This is a genomic window from Thermoflavifilum thermophilum (assembly GCF_900116565.1).
Taxonomy (GTDB): domain Bacteria; phylum Bacteroidota; class Bacteroidia; order Chitinophagales; family Chitinophagaceae; genus Thermoflavifilum; species Thermoflavifilum thermophilum.
Genome location: NZ_FPCJ01000001.1, coordinates 2,646,222 through 2,663,999, shown reverse-complemented (window position 1 = coordinate 2,663,999; position 17,778 = coordinate 2,646,222). Strand labels below are relative to the sequence as shown.

At 43.9% G+C, this 17,778-nt stretch carries 14 protein-coding genes; 7 read left to right on the top strand and 7 right to left on the bottom strand.

The features are described 5' to 3' along the window. Window positions 1-130: 130 nt before the first annotated feature. The 4 genes from BM367_RS11290 to BM367_RS11275 are packed head-to-tail and all read left to right on the top strand — an operon-like array spanning window position 131 to window position 3,041. On the top strand, window positions 131-895 hold the full coding sequence (locus BM367_RS11290; protein WP_092460579.1) for a Rossmann-like and DUF2520 domain-containing protein: 765 nt from the start codon (window positions 131-133) through the stop codon (window positions 893-895). Beyond that, entirely contained in the window at window positions 888-1,409 is a 522-nt protein-coding gene (locus BM367_RS11285; protein ID WP_092460576.1) for a KdsC family phosphatase, read from the top strand. The genes BM367_RS11290 and BM367_RS11285 overlap by 8 nt, the downstream gene beginning before the upstream one ends. Window positions 1,410-1,458: 49 nt before the next feature. Continuing rightward, window positions 1,459-2,400: a geranylgeranylglycerol-phosphate geranylgeranyltransferase gene (locus BM367_RS11280; RefSeq protein ID WP_092460574.1), complete on the top strand. Its 942-nt coding sequence runs from the start codon at window positions 1,459-1,461 to the stop codon at window positions 2,398-2,400. A gap of 32 nt (window positions 2,401-2,432) precedes the next feature. Further along, window positions 2,433-3,041, top strand: coding sequence for a Maf family protein (locus BM367_RS11275; RefSeq protein ID WP_092460572.1), 609 nt, complete (start codon window positions 2,433-2,435; stop codon window positions 3,039-3,041). Here BM367_RS11275 and BM367_RS11270 read toward each other — a convergent pair. After that, window positions 2,981-6,799 carry a sensor histidine kinase gene (locus BM367_RS11270; protein ID WP_177224217.1) on the bottom strand — a complete coding sequence of 1,273 codons (3,819 nt, stop codon included), beginning with the start codon at window positions 6,797-6,799 and terminating at the stop codon, window positions 2,981-2,983. The two genes, BM367_RS11275 and BM367_RS11270, sit on opposite strands and share 61 nt — an antisense overlap. 39 nt (window positions 6,800-6,838) lie before the next feature. Continuing rightward, complete coding sequence (gene mazG, locus BM367_RS11265; protein ID WP_092460568.1) at window positions 6,839-7,612, bottom strand: nucleoside triphosphate pyrophosphohydrolase; 774 nt, start codon at window positions 7,610-7,612, stop codon at window positions 6,839-6,841. Between the two features lie 311 nt (window positions 7,613-7,923). On the opposite strand from mazG, the gene BM367_RS11260 reads away from it, so the two are divergent. After that, a complete protein-coding gene (locus BM367_RS11260; protein WP_092460566.1) occupies window positions 7,924-9,771 on the top strand; it encodes a chloride channel protein in 1,848 nt (615 codons plus the stop codon). A 3-nt stretch (window positions 9,772-9,774) separates the two neighbouring features. Here the strand turns inward: BM367_RS11260 and plsX are convergent, their stop codons facing one another. Genes plsX through BM367_RS11245 form a run of 3 tightly spaced genes read right to left on the bottom strand, consistent with a single transcriptional unit; the run spans window position 9,775 to window position 11,523 of the window. Further along, on the bottom strand, window positions 9,775-10,731 hold the full coding sequence (gene plsX, locus BM367_RS11255) for a phosphate acyltransferase PlsX (protein WP_092460565.1): 957 nt from the start codon (window positions 10,729-10,731) through the stop codon (window positions 9,775-9,777). Window positions 10,732-10,765: 34 nt separating this feature from the next. Continuing rightward, window positions 10,766-10,960: a 50S ribosomal protein L32 gene (rpmF, locus tag BM367_RS11250; protein ID WP_092460563.1), complete on the bottom strand. Its 195-nt coding sequence runs from the start codon at window positions 10,958-10,960 to the stop codon at window positions 10,766-10,768. 17 nt (window positions 10,961-10,977) lie between these two features. Continuing rightward, complete coding sequence (locus BM367_RS11245; protein WP_092461042.1) at window positions 10,978-11,523, bottom strand: YceD family protein; 546 nt, start codon at window positions 11,521-11,523, stop codon at window positions 10,978-10,980. A 292-nt stretch (window positions 11,524-11,815) separates the two neighbouring features. Here BM367_RS11245 and BM367_RS11240 point away from each other — a divergent pair, with 292 nt between their 5' ends. After that, window positions 11,816-14,221: a PAS domain-containing hybrid sensor histidine kinase/response regulator gene (locus tag BM367_RS11240; RefSeq protein WP_177224216.1), complete on the top strand. Its 2,406-nt coding sequence runs from the start codon at window positions 11,816-11,818 to the stop codon at window positions 14,219-14,221. Between the two features lie 5 nt (window positions 14,222-14,226). Here the strand turns inward: BM367_RS11240 and BM367_RS11235 are convergent, their stop codons facing one another. Then, the gene (locus tag BM367_RS11235; RefSeq protein ID WP_092460559.1) at window positions 14,227-15,135 is read right to left on the bottom strand and encodes a fructosamine kinase family protein; all 909 of its coding nucleotides are present in this window, start codon (window positions 15,133-15,135) and stop codon (window positions 14,227-14,229) included. A gap of 8 nt (window positions 15,136-15,143) precedes the next feature. On the opposite strand from BM367_RS11235, the gene BM367_RS11230 reads away from it, so the two are divergent. Then, complete coding sequence (locus BM367_RS11230; RefSeq protein WP_092460557.1) at window positions 15,144-16,301, top strand: DUF3810 domain-containing protein; 1,158 nt, start codon at window positions 15,144-15,146, stop codon at window positions 16,299-16,301. Here BM367_RS11230 and pyk read toward each other — a convergent pair. Beyond that, entirely contained in the window at window positions 16,285-17,766 is a 1,482-nt protein-coding gene (gene pyk / locus BM367_RS11225) for a pyruvate kinase (protein ID WP_092460555.1), read from the bottom strand. The genes BM367_RS11230 and pyk overlap by 17 nt on opposite strands. Between the last annotated feature and the right edge of the window lie 12 nt (window positions 17,767-17,778).

Here is a 17,778-nt window from a genome sequence, read left to right as displayed (position 1 = left end):
TTATAAAAATATAGCAAAAAACTGACAGCTTACGTTGTGTTATTTGATTTTTTTTAACGCTGCTTACTGTTTCTGCTCGCTCTGTGCGTAAATTTACAGCACTAAAAATTTACAGCTTTAACAGGATGTCATGCGATTGGTTATCATAGGTTCGGGAAATATAGCTCATTTTTTTGCCTCCTGTTGGTCGGGGTCACATCAAATCATCCGGATCATCAGTCGGAATCCGGCACACGCCAGTGCATTGGCTCATGCATTTCAGGCCAGCTACGGCACCCATTTTGATGAAATCCCACCTGATGCAGATGCATGCATACTGGCTGTAAATGATGATACATTAACCGAAATAGCTGCAAAGTTAAGATTATCTCATCAACTCGTTGTACACACCTCGGGATCCGTGTCCATGAAGGTTTTGCAGGAAATATCTTCTCATTACGGAGTTATTTATCCCCTGCAAACCATACGTACGGGTATTCCCGTCAGGCATGCATTTCCTGTGCTCATAGAAGCCAGTAATCCGGAAGCCAGGCAGCTAATCCGCTTGCTTGCAGCTCATATTAGCAACAACATCCTGGAAATAGATTCTGCCAAACGCAAACAATATCATCTGGCAGCGGTTTATACAAATAACTTTGTTTATTATTTATTATCACAGGTAAAATGGTTTTGTGAAACGCATCAGCTTGCTTTCGATCTGCTCATGCCTTTGTTGCATGAAACCATCACGAAAATTGTTGATGATCCACCCTTCAGCCAGCAAACCGGTCCGGCAAAACGAAACGATCAGCAAACTATCCAAATGCATGAGCAAATGTTAGCTGATCATCCTGCACTGCTCGAGCTATACCGCGTATTTACTGATCAGATCAGAAAACTTTATTCCGATGCATAAATCTATTACCACAGAAACATTGTTGCAGTTATTTGCAAATATCCGCACGTTTATATTTGATGTAGATGGCGTGATGACTGATGGAAAACTATGGCTCACAGAAAACGGGGAACACATTTGCCAGATGCATATCCGAGATGGTTATGCCCTTCAGCTGGCAGTGAAAAAAGGTTATCAAGTAGCGGTTGTTACTGGCAGAGCATCGCAGGCAGTTGTAGCCCGGCTGCATTATCTGGGAATTGAAGATATTTTTACAACCATCAGCGATAAGTTGAGTTGTGTGGAACAATATCTGCAGCAGCGTGGTTTACAATCGGATTCTGTGTTGTATATGGGAGATGATATGCCTGATTTACCGGTTATGCAACGGATAGGATTGCCTGTTTGTCCGGCCGATGCTGCGGATGATATAAAACAAATGGCTTTTTATATCTCTCCACTAAAAGGCGGTGAAGGATGTGTAAGGGATGTGATTGAGAAAACCCTCAAAATACAACAGAAATGGAATGGATAATTGACGATCAGATGACCTTGATCCATGAATGAATCTGTAAGTTAGGCGTATGCAAAAAATACAAAACTGGAAATATTTTTTCAGGCTCATCCGATATCCCAATCTGTTGTACATCATAGGTGCACAATATTTGTTGCGCTATGCCCTGATGAAGCCTGTATTTCAGCATGCAGGGCTGGATTTCAGCTTATCGGATGCAGGTTTTGCATGGCTCGTTTTTTCCACCATCTGTATTGCCGCAGCCGGATATATCATTAATGATTATTTTGATTTAAACATTGATCAGATCAACAAGCCCGGAAAGGTTATCATTGATCGGTATATCCATCGACGTTGGGCTCTTGCCTGGCATAGCATACTGAATTTGACGGGTCTCATCATTGCGATTTATCTGTCCTGGCATCTGCATAGCTGGTGGATGTGGTTGTGCCAGGCTATTTGCACCATCCTGCTTTGGTTTTATTCCACACATTTCAAACGATTACCTTTGGTTGGCAACCTGATTATTTCAGGATTAACCTCATTTACGCTTATTGTATTGATCATTTATGAACCACAGTTTTACAATTTTCCGCAGGCAAAGATGCTTTGGTCTCTAAACAGGTTGATATGGCTGTATGCCATATTTGCTTTTCTGCTTTCGATGGTGCGTGAAATAGTAAAAGATCTGGAAGATTTGTTTGGCGATAGCAAGGAAGGATGTCGCACAGCACCTATTGTATGGGGCATTCAGGTATCAAAAATAATGGCTGTAAGTATTTTAATTGTATTTGAATTGCTGATGATTTATTGTATCTCTCAGGCTTTCCGGTTTCAATGGGTGATGGCCGGAGTATATTTAATTCTGCTGGTATGGTTTCCGGTTTTGCTGATCATGTTTTATCTGATACGGGCAATTGCCGTGCGTAATTATCATGTAGTCAGCCAGTTTATTAAAGGTGTCATGCTTACTGGCATCATCTCCATGGCTGTATTATATTTGTATCTGTAGCTCTTGCGGTTGATATGTAAAATCAGAATCAGATGTCGTTTATTTTAGCCTCGGGTTCTCCCAGAAGAATCAGCTTACTGAAACAAGCTGGTTATGATTTTCAGGTCATTGTTTCGCACATAGATGAAGATTTTCCGGATAAGCTGCCTGCAGCAGAAGTGCCTGTATATATTGCCCGGAAAAAAGCCGCTGTGGTAGCCGAACAGCAATACGACAGTCATTTGCCTGTTTTGGCTGCTGATACTGTAGTCATTCTCGGGCAAGAAATTATTGGCAAACCTGCATCAGAAGAGGAGGCTGTAGCTATGCTCAAAAAACTTTCAGGAAAAATGCATAGAGTTATGACGGGTGTGGTGCTCATGCACGATCAGAAAATCATAACCTTTACGGAAGAAACGAAAGTTTGGTTCAAGGAACTGAAAACAGATGAAATTCTGTATTATGTCAAACACTTTCAGCCTTATGATAAAGCGGGAGCTTATGCTATTCAGGAGTGGATTGGATTAACAGGTATTATCCGCATTGAAGGGGATTATTACAATGTTATGGGATTACCGGTTTACAAGGTTATGGACATGCTTCAATCATTAGGCATATTCCCATTATATGCCGAGAGATCTGCGAGTGGCAGTTCAACATAAAAAGTTGTTCCCTGTTGCCATTGGCTTTCAAACCAGATCCGGCCATTCCACTGTTCCACAATGCGTTTGCACATGGCCAGCCCAAGTCCTGTACCGCTGCTTTTGGTGGTAAAATTCGGAAAGAAGATTTTTGATTTCAATTCATCAGGAATTCCTGTACCGTTGTCCTTTATCATCACACATACTTTTCCGTCATAATCTTTAATCGCAACTTCAATGATGCCTTTTTTATGTTCAGGAATTGCCTGGAAAGCGTTCTGCAGCAGGTTATTGAATAAACGGTTAATAGCTGTTTTATCAGCTTCAATCCAATAATTTTTATCTGGTGAATCATAAATCAGCAAATGATGCTCATCATTCTGATACAAATGAATGACTGAATCCAGCACCTCATTCAGGAGAAACAATTCCTTGTGATCGCCTGATATTCTTGCAAATGCAGAAAAATCAGAGGCAATGAGTGCCAGGTGTTCAATTTGTTCAACCAGCATGTGTGTAGTTCTCAGCGTAAGCTCCTCCACGTTGGGTGCATGTTCACGAATGGCACGCTGCAAGTGTTGCAAGCTTAGTTTCATCGGTGTAAGCGGATTCTTGATTTCATGTGCAACCTGCCTGGCCATTTCGCGCCAGGCCAGCTCGCGCTCGCTTCTGGCAAGCGCTTCAGCACTTTTTTCCAGCTGGCGTACCATCTGGTTGAACTCTTTTACCAGCATACCAATTTCATCATTACGATTCCATATGATTTGTTCATTGGTTTTATTCAGACGGATGTTTTTCATTTTCTCTGCAATAAGTGTAAAGGAACCCGTAACATACCGGGTAATAAATAAAGCCAACAGACCTGACAGCAAAAACATAAATGCATTCAGATTGATAAGTGCCATCAGAAAATTTGAAATTTCCTGATTCAGTTCACGCTGAGACGCAAAGAAGGGTATGTTCAGGTAAAACATAGTCTCACCGGCATGATTTAAAATGGGAACATAACCGGAAAGGAAATACAGTTTACCAACATGCTCCGGATGAATATACTGTACCATATTCTGCATATGCAACTGATAATATGCCTCCGGATTCATTTTGGAGGATAACAGGTTGCGGTCAAAAAGCAACTGTTCTGTAGAAAGCTGAATATTTCCGTCAATATCATATAAGTTCACATCCACCCCGTGAATATCAGCTACTTTGAAAATCTGCTGCCTGATAACAGGATCATCAGTGGATTCTGTGAGCGAAACGGTTGAGTCTGGTGTGCTTAACAATTGATGCTGATCAAGAATTTCCATGATATCCTGTGTAAGCACACTCAGGTTTTTGGTCAGTTGATCCTGCTGATTCTTATGATATCTTTCAATGAAAAGAGAAATGGTGGATATACCTAAAATAATAAAAGAAAATACTACGGTAAATATAATTACAAACTGAATCTGCGTTCGCAACGTAATGCGCATATAGTTGCGCAGATGATCCCATTTCATTCCGGCTTTTACCAATAAATACAAAATCCTGTACATCCCCGCCAGGATCAAAAAAATCAGAAACAAATAGGCTACCAGTGTTACAAATTCAATAAAGGTACGGTTACGTTTGGAAACCACAATCAATCTGTTATTTCCTGCCTTATACCATAATTGCGAATAACCACCTTCATTGCGAAATTCATATTCTGTCAGCGGAATATCGGCCGGGCTGATAGATACCGCAAAAGGAAAATCGTTATAATGATATACCAGAATATTATTTTCATACACAGCATAGGAATAATCCTCCATATTCAATTGGAACTGATTATCATCAGAGGATAGCAACAGAGGAAATATTGCCAGATTCTTCTGCGTTTTGGGTGTAAGCTCATAAAATAAATATCCGCCAGGTTGTGCCGGATTGGAATCCTGTGGAATAATTTTTTCACCAAAATAATGATAATGGTTGTAACCGGTTTCATAGTAAAATAATTTTGCAGATTGCTGGCTTGTTTCATTTCCTGCAATTGGCCTGGCTTTCAGCAGTAAAATACTTCGAATGGCCGAATAACTGAGGGTATCATTGTTAAATAATGGTTGATAACCAGCATTGAATGTGAAAATATGAATGTCGAATTTGCTGATGAAACTGTTGAAATAGGTATTCAGCAGATAATTCACGAGAATATGTTTCGTAACAGGAGTCGGTGCAATGAAAAATTGTTGGATAAAAGTATCGCGCTGAATCTTGTTGGTAATATCGCTCAAAAAATATTCTGTATCCGGATCCTGAGGTTTGGCAAGGTTGATGGCCAGAAGCCTGCGGTTATCCTTTTCCCGTTGATTGTTGAAATATATGAGAATAGCAGTTGTACTTAAGGTAAGCAACAGCAACCAGCTGACAAAGGGATTGAGTATCCATTTTTTTTGCAATGCATAATCAATCAAATCCAGCATCATGATATAGAAGATTGCCCAGAGCATCAGCACAAGATCATATCCGATGGCCGGGTCATTCATATGAAACAAGAGCCAGATAAGGCCTATGGCACCCAACAAGGTGTATTTCCGGTCGAACTCCCGTTGATGCAGCTGAGATAAAAATTCATTAAACGTACGGGAGAGGAAAAAGAAACAATAAATAATAAGTCCGATGGTTATAAAACCAACCAGGCTATACAGATTGTTGATGCTATAAAAATTGGTAACATCAAATGATATTCTCGAATCTATAACCAGGCTTCTAATGAGATCAGAAAACAGCTGAGCCAGGTAAAGCAATGCAAACGAACAAAAAACAGCCAGTCCGTAGGTTTGTACCGGATTCATATCCGGTAGCTTAGCCTTTTGGTACTGACTTCTGAAAAACAAAATAATCCACACCAGCAGGATGGCATTTATGAGTACATCACCCAATGAATTCAGCACAGAACTGGATGCATATACCTGTGCATTAAACAAACTAAATTCACGATAATGAAAGGGGAAGGGGAACAGATAACTGATTATTCTCAGCAATAAAACCACTGCAATCAGAAAGATCAGTCCGTGCCAGCGTTTGCTGTGAGCTGAGAGAAAAGATGCAAACAGATTTAAAAATATACCCACACATATCCAGGCCAATACTTTCAGCAAAACGCTTAACATAGCCTGCTGATGAACAATTGCAGAAGGCTGTTTGTCAAGATAACACAATACCTGTCCTTCGCGATTATAAAGCGGGAAGGAAGTAGGCGAGCGGGTAATGGTATACAGATTGGGAGGCAGCTGAGGCTCTCCCCAGAAGGATGCCTGCAGATATTTGTTTTCCTTGAAATAACTTTCATAAATCGGCAGCAGCGCAATCAGGGTTTTCTCTCCAGCATAGAGCCCACCGAGATTCTTTTTTATCAATTCAAAATTACCTCGATCATTCTGCAGATAGTAACTCCCTTCGCTCAACTGAAGGGCTGATGACGGAACGTTGATCCGGTTGGTATTCCAAAAGGTTTCCCAGTTGTCGGAAAAAATAAACAAATAAATACCGGTACGATCGGGATCGAGTTCATCTAGCAAATGCTGGTCATAGCTTCTTCGCAGCAACTGATTGATGAGAGCATTGCGCAGCACAATGCTTTGCACTTTATTTTCTCGTTCACGCAAATGCTGCTGAATAGAAGCAATAACCCGCTGATCAGAAGAGTAATATGACCAGTAATGATCAACCAGAAAAGCCAGGGTGAGCAGCCAGGCGGCTCCAATAAGCAGATAGCCATTTCTCCACAAAAAGCGTTTGAAGTCCTGCAGGGAAAACATGTGAATACAGTTGAACATCTACAGCAAAACGGCTCAGATTCAGGCTCTGGATGCCGACTTCACCTTATCCCAGATGGCATCCATTTCTTGCAGATTGAGTTGTGTGATATCTTTTCCGGTCTGTTTGATATGCTGTTCCATCATCTGAAAACGGTTCTTGAATTTGCGATTAGCCGCTTCCAGTGCTTTTTCTGCATCTACCCGAAGAAATCTTGCATAATTGACCAGAGCAAAAAGCAAATCACCCAATTCTTCCTCGATCTGTTGCTGATGCTGCCGGGCAATAGCTTCCTGCAATTCCGCCATTTCTTCCTGTACTTTTTCCCATACCTGATCTGTATTTTCCCATTCAAAGCCTACCTGAGCAGCCTTTTCCTGCAACCTGATTGCTTTTACCAGAGCCGGCAGGTAAGAGGGCACTCCGCTCAATACAGAGGATTTGCCTTCCTGAAGTTTGATTTGCTCCCAGTTGCGTTTTACTTCTTCTGCATCGGCCACTGTCCGTTCACCATAAATATGCGGATGACGTTCAATAAGTTTTTGACAAAGCTTTTCGATGACCTCTGTGATATCAAATTGTTGCTGTTCATTTGCAATACGCGCATAAAAAACGAGATGCAGCAGCACATCACCGGTTTCTTCACGCAGTGCCTGCCAGTCGCGCAAATCAATGGCTTCTGTGAGCTCATATACTTCTTCAAGGGTGAGCTGACGCAGGGATTCAAGCGTTTGTTTCCTGTCCCACGGACATTTCTCGCGTAGCTCGTCCATGATAGATAACAGCTTTTCAAAAGCTTCACCTGCTTTTCCCATACTCGATGATTTTGGGGTTAGGCAGGTAAAGTTAAAGGTTGGGGCCGGAATGGAAAAACTTTATTCTCTGCGTAACAATCCTAGTAACAAAAATACGATGCCTAAAGCCAAAGCCAGATGAACCAACCCATGTAGGGCGAACAGAAAAACGGCCACCAACCAGAATAACACCAAAACAGCCGATAGCAAATAAAACAGGGCACGCATAATTTTTTTTTGAAAAATAAATATTCTTTCGGAAAAGAAAAACCTTTTGTTTCGGCGGAATCACGGTTATGGCCTATCTTTGCCTCCGGAGAGGTTAAAGATGCATGCAAAAGTTCAGATCTTATTTCCGATTTCTGAGGTTGTTGTTGCGAATGCAACATCAGACGGAAGACTTAATTCAGCAGCATGAAATTCCCCTCAGCTGGTTAAAGGCCAAACTCACCCGCCAACAGTTCCTGATTCTTTCCGGCGTGCTAGTCGGACTTACCACAGGTTTTGCCAGCGTGCTTTTAAAAACAATCGTGCATTTCATTACCGTGCTTATTACGCACGATTATCATTTTCGTTATCAGTTAATGTTTTATCTGATTTTTCCGTTTTGCGGGCTCATGATCACTGCATTGGTTGTGCATTACCTTTTCAAAGGCAAGGATGGTAAAGGTATTGCTCCCATTTTACATGAAATTGCTAATCATTCAGCCCGGGTGCCGGCCTACAAGATGTATCGGCAGATTATTGCCAGTGGTATCACTGTTGGCTTTGGAGGATCGGCAGGGCTGGAAAGCCCGATAGCTGTTACAGGAGCCGCTATTGGTTCCAATTATGCAACCACATACGGTTTGCCGTACAAGGACCGTACTTTGCTGCTGGCAGCCGGATCAGCAGCTGGCATCGCTTCTGCCTTCAATGCGCCCATTGCAGGTGTCATGTTTGCTATTGAAATCATTCTTGCCGGAGTGGTATTTTCTGATTTCATACCTCTGATTATAGCTTCTGTGGCTGGTGCCTTGGTTTCAAAAATGATCTTAAATGAACAAATTCTGCTGCATTTCAATTTGCAACGGAATTTTGACTACCGGAACACACCCTTCTATTTGTTGCTGGGGATTTGTTGTGGTTTGTATTCCCGCTATTATGCGCTAATGGCGCACCGCGTGGATCGGTTTTTCAAACGATTCCAAAGCACACATACCATACGAAAAGCTATGGTAGGAGGAGTTATGCTTGCCCTTTGCTGTTTTGTATTTCCCCCTTTGTTCGGAGATGGATATGGATTCGTGAAAACACTTGCCAATGAAGGGCCCGATCGGTTGATGCAGATCAGCCTTTTTGCTCCGCTTATCCGTCACCAATGGGCATTGCTTGCATTTGTAGGAAGTATAGCGCTGGTAAAGGTTTTTGCTACTTCCACCACCATCTATGCTGGTGGCAGTGGTGGCAACTTTGCACCATCGCTGTTTGCAGGTGCTTTTGTGGGTTATTTTTTCTCCCGCTTGATGGTTGATTTGCACCTTTTCCCCTTACCTGTAGCCAATTTCACCATTGTGGGTATGGCAGGTGTTATGAGCGGTGTGTTGTATGCACCGCTAACGAGCATCTTTCTCATTGCCGAGGTTACGGGTGGGTATGATTTGTTTATCCCGCTCATGATTGTATCCACTGCTTCCTACCTTATTGTAAAGCGCTTTTCACCTTATTCTCTGGAAATCAGTGAATATGTCAGGGAAGGAAAAATTTTTACACGTCGGTACGACAGCAATATTTTATCCATGTTGCAAGTGAAAGATCTGGTAGATTGCACGGGACCCTGCATACGCCCACATGCAACATGGGATGAGATCCTGGCTGCAATTCAGCACGATAATCATTTATGCTGGGCTGTAACAGATGAACAAAATCACCTGTTGGGTATCATCACATTTGAAGATCTGAAAACGCATATTTTCCCGCATCATAACGAAAAATCAGGTTGCATAGCTGAAAAGCTGATGAAACAAGTTCCCGTTACTGTCCAGATCCATGAAAACATGAATCATGTGATGGAAAAATTTGATGCTTCAGGACAATGGTGTTTACCGGTACTGCAAGGCGAGCATTACATGGGCATGCTTTCGAAATCTGCCGTGCTGGATGCTTACCGCATTACCCTGAAGCACTCCATGGAAGGATGAAATTCAGGATTGTTGGTTGATTTGTTCGAATACCTGGCGGATGGTGTCCGTGAAATGGCTTTGAATCATTTGTTCAGCCAGGACAATCATATTTTTGAAAGCCAGTGCGCTGGAAATACCATGGCCAATGATAACGGGTTCGGCTACGCCCAATACCGGCGTGCCACCGTAATTTTCGAAATTCATCTGGTCAATATACGCATCCTGAATGCCTCTGCGCCGGGCAATTTCATAAAAGGATTCTCCCAGCTTCAGGATCACATTGCCTGTAAATCCTTCGCAAACAATCACGTCGGCTTTTTCAGAGAACAAATCTCTACCCTCCACATTCCCGATGAAACGGATGGAAGGGTGTTGTTTCAGCAGGGGATAGGCAGCCTGTGCAAGCAGGTTGCCCTTGCCCTCTTCTTCACCAATATTCAGCAAACCTACACGCGGCTCCGGGATTTGCAGGATGTGCCGGGCGTAAAGAGTGCCTAACAAAGCAAACTGAACGAGGTTTTCTGGCTTGCAATCAGCATTCAATCCCACATCCAGCAACACACCCGGCTTACCATTTTCGCGGGGAACAAGTGTAGAAATAGTGGGGCGCAATATGCCTTCAATGGTTTTGATCGTGTACAAGGTGCCCACCATCATGGCTCCTGTATTACCGGCGCTTATGAAGGCGTCTGATCTATGTTCGCGCAGCAGATGAAATCCAACGGCAATAGAAGAATGGGGCTTTTCCTTCAATGCACGCGTAGGCGGTTCGTGCATCCCGATGACTTCAGGCGCATGTACCAGTTCATAGCGGGCTTTTGGAATACCCTGCTGATCAAGCAAAGGTTGAACGGCATCCTGATGGCCGATGAGCAGCAAATCAGCAGGAGAAGAAGTACTTTCCAGATATAAACGAACTCCTTTTACCGCTTCTTCCGGGGCAAAATCGCCACCCATCATGTCAAGGCTGATGATCATCAGATATGCTTTAAAAACAAAATCCCTGGCTTAATTAGCTTTCCTTGCCCTGCTTTTCCATAACTACCTGACCACGATAATACAATTTGTTTTCTATCCAATGGGCACGATGGCGAAGATGAGCTTCTCCTGTGGTGGGATCAATGCTGATGGTACCAGCAGTGGCTTTGTAGTGTGTTCTTCTCTTGGCAGAACGTTGCTGTGAATGTCTCCGTTTTGGATTTGGCATATCAACTGAATTTTAAATCATTTGCGCGGAAATTTTTTATACAACGCATCCCATACCGACGGTTGAACTGGCATTCCAGACCGGTTGCGCATCTCTTCCAGTTTCTGAATTACCTCCGGATTACAACCGCTCATCCCGTTTTCCAGATCCGGATGAATATGCTGCATAGGGATGCTGAGCAGAATAAACTCATGAATCCAGCCCGCCACATTCAGAATAGATTCCGTACGTGAAAGATAACTCACCTCCGGCTCTTCATTTTCATCTATTAGCTCTGGATGGTCTACCAGCTTCACGATCTGATCAAATTCTTCCCACAGGGCCAACCGATAAGGTTCTCCGCAACGATCACATGGAATCTTTACATCACCTGTTATTGAAAATTTTAACCGAAATAAATGATCATTTTTTTCAAAATCAAGCCCCACATCAATCTGTGAATCAGAGAACTCCGTGACTACTTCATGATCGGCAAAGAACTTATCCGTAATGTGATATTGATAATGGTGAATCCCATTTTTCAAACCCACAAATGCGATATCATATTGCCGATCTGTCCTCATATCTACCAGCATTGGTTTAGCTGCCTCACCATCCCATTCATCCCGTAAAATGGAATCGTGGCGACAAAATTACAATTTCTTCTTCTATTTTGGAAAGTCATCCGGTTTTAGCCGAAAAGTATTTATTAAAAAAACTTAAAAATCCAAAAACTTATTTATATTTTAGCAGTACTTTTGTTTTTGTTTAACCAACCTACGAAAAACCATGATACCCCGAGAATCCCGCTCTCCTATGAAAAAGCGTGATTTGCCAGCCATTATTCACGCTCGTAGGATACAGAATTCGAAGCGCATGTCTGTGGAAACTGCCATATCTTATCCGGCCGATATGCTGGCCAATTTTCCCCTTATCCGGCTCATCGAGCAATCTTCCATTGGATTTTTACTGAGTGATGCTTCGGATCGTTTTTGCTGGCAGAATGCTGCCATGGAAGAGGCAATGGCCCGCACGTTTCCGGATGTGCACCTCATAGGTAGCTCATTTTCAGAAGGTTTTGCCAGGATCAAGCCTTTGCTGAAGCATCCGGATGAGGTGTATGCCGATCTGCAACAGATGCTTTTTTCACGCACGGAAAAAGCTGCTTACGATGTAAAACTTGCCAAAGGTGGCGTTATTTCCCTTACTTATCTGCCTTTATTTGAGGGGGGACAATATGTGGGTGGGCTATGGGCTATCGTTAATCTGAACAGAAAAGGCCGTGCTTATCAAATAGCCCGGCTGGATATGGGGAAATTTCGCACCATCCTGGGGTATCTGGGCATTGGTTTTTGCGAATGTACTGCTGATGGGATCATCACGCACGCTTATGACGGATTTTGTGAACTTACCGGATTCAACCAGGAAAGCCTTCGCGGGAAAAATATAGCTGAACTGATTTCCCGAGAAGTATTGTCTGCAGCAACCGCTCATCACCCCACCGCGCCTTCGGCTTCAAAAGAGCTTACTATCCGGACAAAAGATGGCAGCGAGCGCTGGGTACTGATGAGCCGTGTGCCTTTATCGGATGAGAGCGATCAAGATGCGGAGGTGATGTATGTATTTATGGATATCACACCCCAGAAAACGCTGCTGCAGGAAATGGAAACGGTTGCCCGGCGCACAGAAGAGTCTAAAATAGCCCTCCAGCAGTTCCTGGCAAGCATGAGCCACGAAATTCGCACTCCGCTCAACGCCATCATCGGCATGTCGCACCTGCTCTCAGGCACCCGGCTCAGCCCGGAACAAAAAGAATACGTGCACATCCTGCAAAATTCCAGCAACATCCTCCTGAACCTGATTTCCGATATCCTCAGCTTTTCAAAGATTGAGTCTGGACATATGGAAATACAGCACCGGCAGTTTAATCTGTATGAACTGGTGCATTCCTTAACTCATACGTTTGAACTAAAAATGAAGAAAAAGCCGGTGAAAATGATTCTGGATTATGATAACCGGTTAACTCACTACCTGATAGGCGATGATATTTTGCTCAACCAGGTTTTGCTAAACCTGCTGAGCAATGCAGAAAAATTCACCAAAAAAGGCTCTATCCAGGTTTCGGTAAAGCTGCTGGACATGCCGCAGGAACAGAAAGCTGATGATCTGGATTCCAGAATATGGCTGCAATTTAAGGTAGCTGATACTGGCATGGGCATTGAACCGGATAAGATGCACCTGATATTCAAAGAATTCAAGCAGGCACATCGGGCTGAGAGCGTGAAGCTGGGCGGTACCGGGCTGGGTTTATCCATCAGTAAAAAACTCATTGAACTGCAGGGAGGAACCATATCGGTTGAAAGTGAGGTGAACAAAGGCACCTGCTTTACCTTTACACTGCCTTTCATCGATACCGGCATTCCCACCAAACAAACAACCGAAGTACAAACCGGTGAAGATACCCTTGCAGGTATGGCTTTTCGGGATACCCATGTGCTGGTTGTGGAAGATAATCCGATGAATATGATGTATTTGACCTCGCTGCTCGATAAAATGAAAATCACGTATGACGTAGCCACCGCAGGTGATGATGCCCTGGATATGATCCGGAAACAGCCCTACAATCTCATTCTGATGGATATCAAGATTCCGGTTATTGATGGACTGGAAATATCCAGAATCGTAAGGTCTGAAGATGAAAATCCGAATATCGCCACACCCATTGTCCTGATTACAGCCGCTGCGCTGGAAAGCACCGTAAATATGGCAAGAGAGTCCGGCATCAATGATTTGCTGCTGAAACCATTTACTCCGGAACAACTGTTGCATATCATCCGCAAATACTCAAGTGATGACGAAAATGAAGAGGAGGTGAACCTGTATGAAGAAGTACATCAAAAAATGTATCGCTTCAATCCGCGCCTGGACGTGAACTATCTGCAAGAGTTATATGAGAACAATATTGAGTACGCAGCCGGTCTGTTCGGTATTTTCATGGAAAATATCCATGCTGACTGGAACGAAATTATTCGGTTAAAAGATTTGCATGATGTGCAGAATCTCTATCAGGCTATTCACAAAATCAAACCCAATTTTTCGATGGTGGGCCTGACCTGGATAGCTCAAACGCTGGAACAAGCCGAAAAGGCTATCCGCAAGGAAGATGCATGGCCTGAAGTAGAATCTCTGCTGCTGAAAGCCGATAAGGAACTGGAAATCTATCTGCCCGTAGTAGAAGAAGAATACCAACATCTGCAGAAATTCGTGCAATCGCTTTCCTGAAAGCCTCAGGCATAGGTTTCCAGAATATCTTTCACCTGATGATAATAACTTCTTCCAAACAACAGCAGATGTACCAGCAGATAATACAGCTGATGCAAGCGCAACCTGTGGCGCCAGCCCTGTTCAAGTCGTGCCAGTGTTGCATAAGTCTCAAAAAAACGACGGTCAAACCCGCCAAATAAATCGGCCATGGCAATATCCATTTCACGATGGCCAAAATAGCTTGCCGGATCGTACACAGCGGGCATGCCGTTGTTGCTCACCATAAAGTTTCCGCCCCACAAATCGCCATGCAGCAAAGAAGCCCTGTCATCAGGCAACAATTCAGGTAATTTTTGCATGAGGCTTTCCGCGAGACGCAGGTCTGAAATATCAATCAGTTGCTCGTCAAAAGCCTGCCTGACAAGCGGGCCTATGCGTGCCTCGGCGAAGAATTCGGGCCAATGCATCATCCGTGGATTGGGTTGCGGCAATAAACCTATGAAGTTATCTTCGTCAAACCCATACAACGGATTGCTCACCTCATGCAATTGAGCAAGCTGCTCTGCAAACAGATCCCAGAAACGAGGTATAGGTTTTCCCTTTTCCAGAAACTCCATCAGCAAAAAAGCCCTCCCGTTAGCTTGATGATAAGCAATGGGTTCAGGTACGCGAATGGTACGAGTTTGATGGATTCGCTCCAATGCCCGATATTCACAGGCAAACATGCGATAAGCATCGGGATGGGTATTGGTTTTGAGAAAATAATTGCCTGCATTGGTATGCAACCGATAAGTCTCATGAATATCGCCGCCTGTGAGCCGGTCAATATGCAAAAGCCGAACGGTGGGTGGCTGACTGCCGGCGGATTTCTGTAATTTTTCAGCAAGCAAATGGCTAATATCTGAAAACCAGGTAACATTGTCGGGGATCATCGCTCAATATGAATAAACTTGTATCGGATCTATGGTTGTTAATCCGGAAATGCAGGCGCTCATGGCACGTCCGATGGCAAATGTATGCTTTTTTAGGCTGGCTGGGGCTGATAGCGTTTGGATGGGGTGCCTGGCTGTTTATTCCCGGTTTCCGCGTCTTCTGGCTGCACGAGCTTGCACCGGCATGGTGGCAATTCCAGCGCATGCTCACCGGCTGGTTGCCCTTTAGCCTGGGTGATCTGGGCTATGTGGCTGTTTTGCTCTGGGTACTGTGGCAAACCTATAAATGCATCCGCCGCTGGATAAACAAGGGTTGGCAATTCAGGATATGGGGCAGATGGCTATGGCAGATGATGCTGGCCACATGCCTGATGTATGGCTGGTTTCAGCTGGGATGGGGATTTGCCTATTTGCTGCCCCGCATCCAGCAATCATTTCATCTGCAACTGAAATCTTATTCTCGTGCTGAATTGCAAGACCTGGCCCAATGGTTGGCGGCTGCAACAAACACAAACTACGTGCAACAGAAACCCGAATCAGAAGCGAATCGGATTGCTTATTTCAGGGAAAACGTTATACCAGCAGCCATCGAAGCTTATCATCAGCTGCATCTGGAAGGCGCAACAGGTATGTATCGTCATCCATCCATAAAACCTTCCTTGTTCCGGACTGCTCTGAATTATATGGGCATAGAAGGTTATTACAATCCGTTTACCGGTGAAGCGCAGGTGAATACCGATATTCCGCCGGTATTGCTGCCATTTGTAACCTGCCATGAAATGGCTCATCAGATGGGGTTTGCACAGGAATATGCTGCCAATTTTGTAGGCTTCCTTGCAGCCACCCATGCCCATGATAGCCTGTTTCGTTATTCAGCATATCTGGATATGTTGCTCTATGCCTGCAACAGCCTGCGCCATGACGGGCACACGGACGACAGCCTGTTTTTGCACCAGCTCTGGGAAAGTTTATTGCCGGGCGTGAAACGGGATATCCATGAAATCTACGCCTATGAACAGGCATACGCCGGACCTGCAGACCGGTTGGTGATGCATGTGTATGATGCATTTTTAAAAGCCAATCAACAACGCCGGGGCATTCACAGCTACCAGCAGGTCATTGCATTGCTTATTCAATACAAAAAACAAATTAAGGAACACGGGTAATTTTGAGCATGTTGGTCGGCAAATGTTCATGCACGGGAATGCTGCCCGTATTCACAACCACATCACCTGAAGAAATGAATCCGCGTTCTTTCAAAATCTGAATCTGATCAAAAATAATAGAGTCTACACTTTCTTCTTCTGCATAGTAGAAGGCACGCACGCCCCAGCTCAGGCTTAGCTGATTCACCAGTGAAGGTACTTTGGTAAATACATATAAAGGAGCCTTGGGCCTGTAACTGGATAACATAAACCCGGTATATCCGCTTTGCGTCATGCCTATCAAGGCATCGGCCTTTACATCTTCAGCAATACGACAGGCATTGTAACACAAAGCATCGCTCAGAAATGAGGGTGAATGGGGCTGTGGAATGAGATTGCGGTTGTAGATAATATCTTCCTTTTCTACTTCCTCAATGATTTTTTTCATGGTTTCCACAACCAGCACGGGGTGTTTGCCCGTAGCAGTTTCTGCGCTGAGCATCACCGCATCCGCACCTTCCAGTACGGCATTGGCTACGTCGGTAATTTCACTGCGGTTGGGCTTGGAGCGTTCAATCATGCTTTCCATCATCTGGGTAGCCACAATCACGGGCTTAGCACGATGAATGCACTTGCGGATGATATTTTTCTGAATCATCGGAATCTGTTCAACCGGCAATTCCACGCCCAGATCGCCCCGGGCAATCATGATGCCGTCCGACTCCAAAATAATTTCGCGAATATTATTGACTGCTTCAGGCTTTTCAATCTTAGCAATGATTTTAATCGGGCTGTTTTTTTCTTTTAGTTTGTTCCGCAGGATGATGATATCATTTACGCTGCGCACAAAAGAAAGGGCTACCCAATCGAGCTGTTGTTCAATAATAAAATCTAGGTCCTGCAAATCCTTTTCAGTCAGGCATGGCAATGAACTTTTGGTATCAGGCAGATTAATGCCTTTTTTGGATGAAAGCACACCTCCGATGACAACTTTGGCTTTTACCAGATTATCGGAAGTGATTTCTACCACACGGGTTTCAATCTTGCCGTCATCAATCAGAATTTTATGTCCCACTTTCACATCCTTGTGAAAATCGGGATACGACACATAAATTTTTTCGCGGGTACCGATGCATTTTTCTGTAGTAAAGGTGAGGATATCGCCCGGAGCTACTTCAAGGTAATTGTTTTCAATATCGCCAATGCGAAGTTTTGGTCCCTGTAGATCGGCCAGGATGGCGATATTGTAGGGTTCAGATTCATTGATGCGCCTGATATGGCGGATGACTTCGAGCTTGTCCTCATGGGTACCATGCGAAAAATTAAGCCTGAACACATTCACGCCAGCCTTGACCAGTGCCAGCAACTGATCATAGGAACTACAGGCCGGACCTACCGTAGCCACGATTTTGGTTTTATGGGTGGAATGCTGCTTAGCAGCACGATGATCCATTTGTTTGTGGAGATACTTGGAAATATCAGACATGGTCTTCAATTT

What these genes read in the sequence shown, in the direction of transcription:
- rpmF (WP_092460563.1), bottom strand. Translation starts at nt 10,960, where the DNA reads ATGCCAAATCCAAAACGGAGACATTCACAGCAACGTTCTGCCAAGAGA.
- mazG (WP_092460568.1), bottom strand. Translation starts at nt 7,612, where the DNA reads ATGGGAAAAGCAGGTGAAGCTTTTGAAAAGCTGTTATCTATCATGGAC.
- plsX (WP_092460565.1), bottom strand. Translation starts at nt 10,731, where the DNA reads ATGATCATCAGCCTTGACATGATGGGTGGCGATTTTGCCCCGGAAGAA.
- pyk (WP_092460555.1), bottom strand. Translation starts at nt 17,766, where the DNA reads ATGTCTGATATTTCCAAGTATCTCCACAAACAAATGGATCATCGTGCT.
- BM367_RS11285 (WP_092460576.1), top strand. Translation starts at nt 888, where the DNA reads ATGCATAAATCTATTACCACAGAAACATTGTTGCAGTTATTTGCAAAT.
- BM367_RS11240 (WP_177224216.1), top strand. Translation starts at nt 11,816, where the DNA reads ATGTCTGTGGAAACTGCCATATCTTATCCGGCCGATATGCTGGCCAAT.
- BM367_RS11245 (WP_092461042.1), bottom strand. Translation starts at nt 11,523, where the DNA reads ATGAGGACAGATCGGCAATATGATATCGCATTTGTGGGTTTGAAAAAT.
- BM367_RS11280 (WP_092460574.1), top strand. Translation starts at nt 1,459, where the DNA reads ATGCAAAAAATACAAAACTGGAAATATTTTTTCAGGCTCATCCGATAT.
- BM367_RS11270 (WP_177224217.1), bottom strand. Translation starts at nt 6,799, where the DNA reads ATGTTTTCCCTGCAGGACTTCAAACGCTTTTTGTGGAGAAATGGCTAT.
- BM367_RS11235 (WP_092460559.1), bottom strand. Translation starts at nt 15,135, where the DNA reads ATGATCCCCGACAATGTTACCTGGTTTTCAGATATTAGCCATTTGCTT.
- BM367_RS11290 (WP_092460579.1), top strand. Translation starts at nt 131, where the DNA reads ATGCGATTGGTTATCATAGGTTCGGGAAATATAGCTCATTTTTTTGCC.
- BM367_RS11260 (WP_092460566.1), top strand. Translation starts at nt 7,924, where the DNA reads ATGCAAAAGTTCAGATCTTATTTCCGATTTCTGAGGTTGTTGTTGCGA.
- BM367_RS11275 (WP_092460572.1), top strand. Translation starts at nt 2,433, where the DNA reads ATGTCGTTTATTTTAGCCTCGGGTTCTCCCAGAAGAATCAGCTTACTG.
- BM367_RS11230 (WP_092460557.1), top strand. Translation starts at nt 15,144, where the DNA reads ATGAATAAACTTGTATCGGATCTATGGTTGTTAATCCGGAAATGCAGG.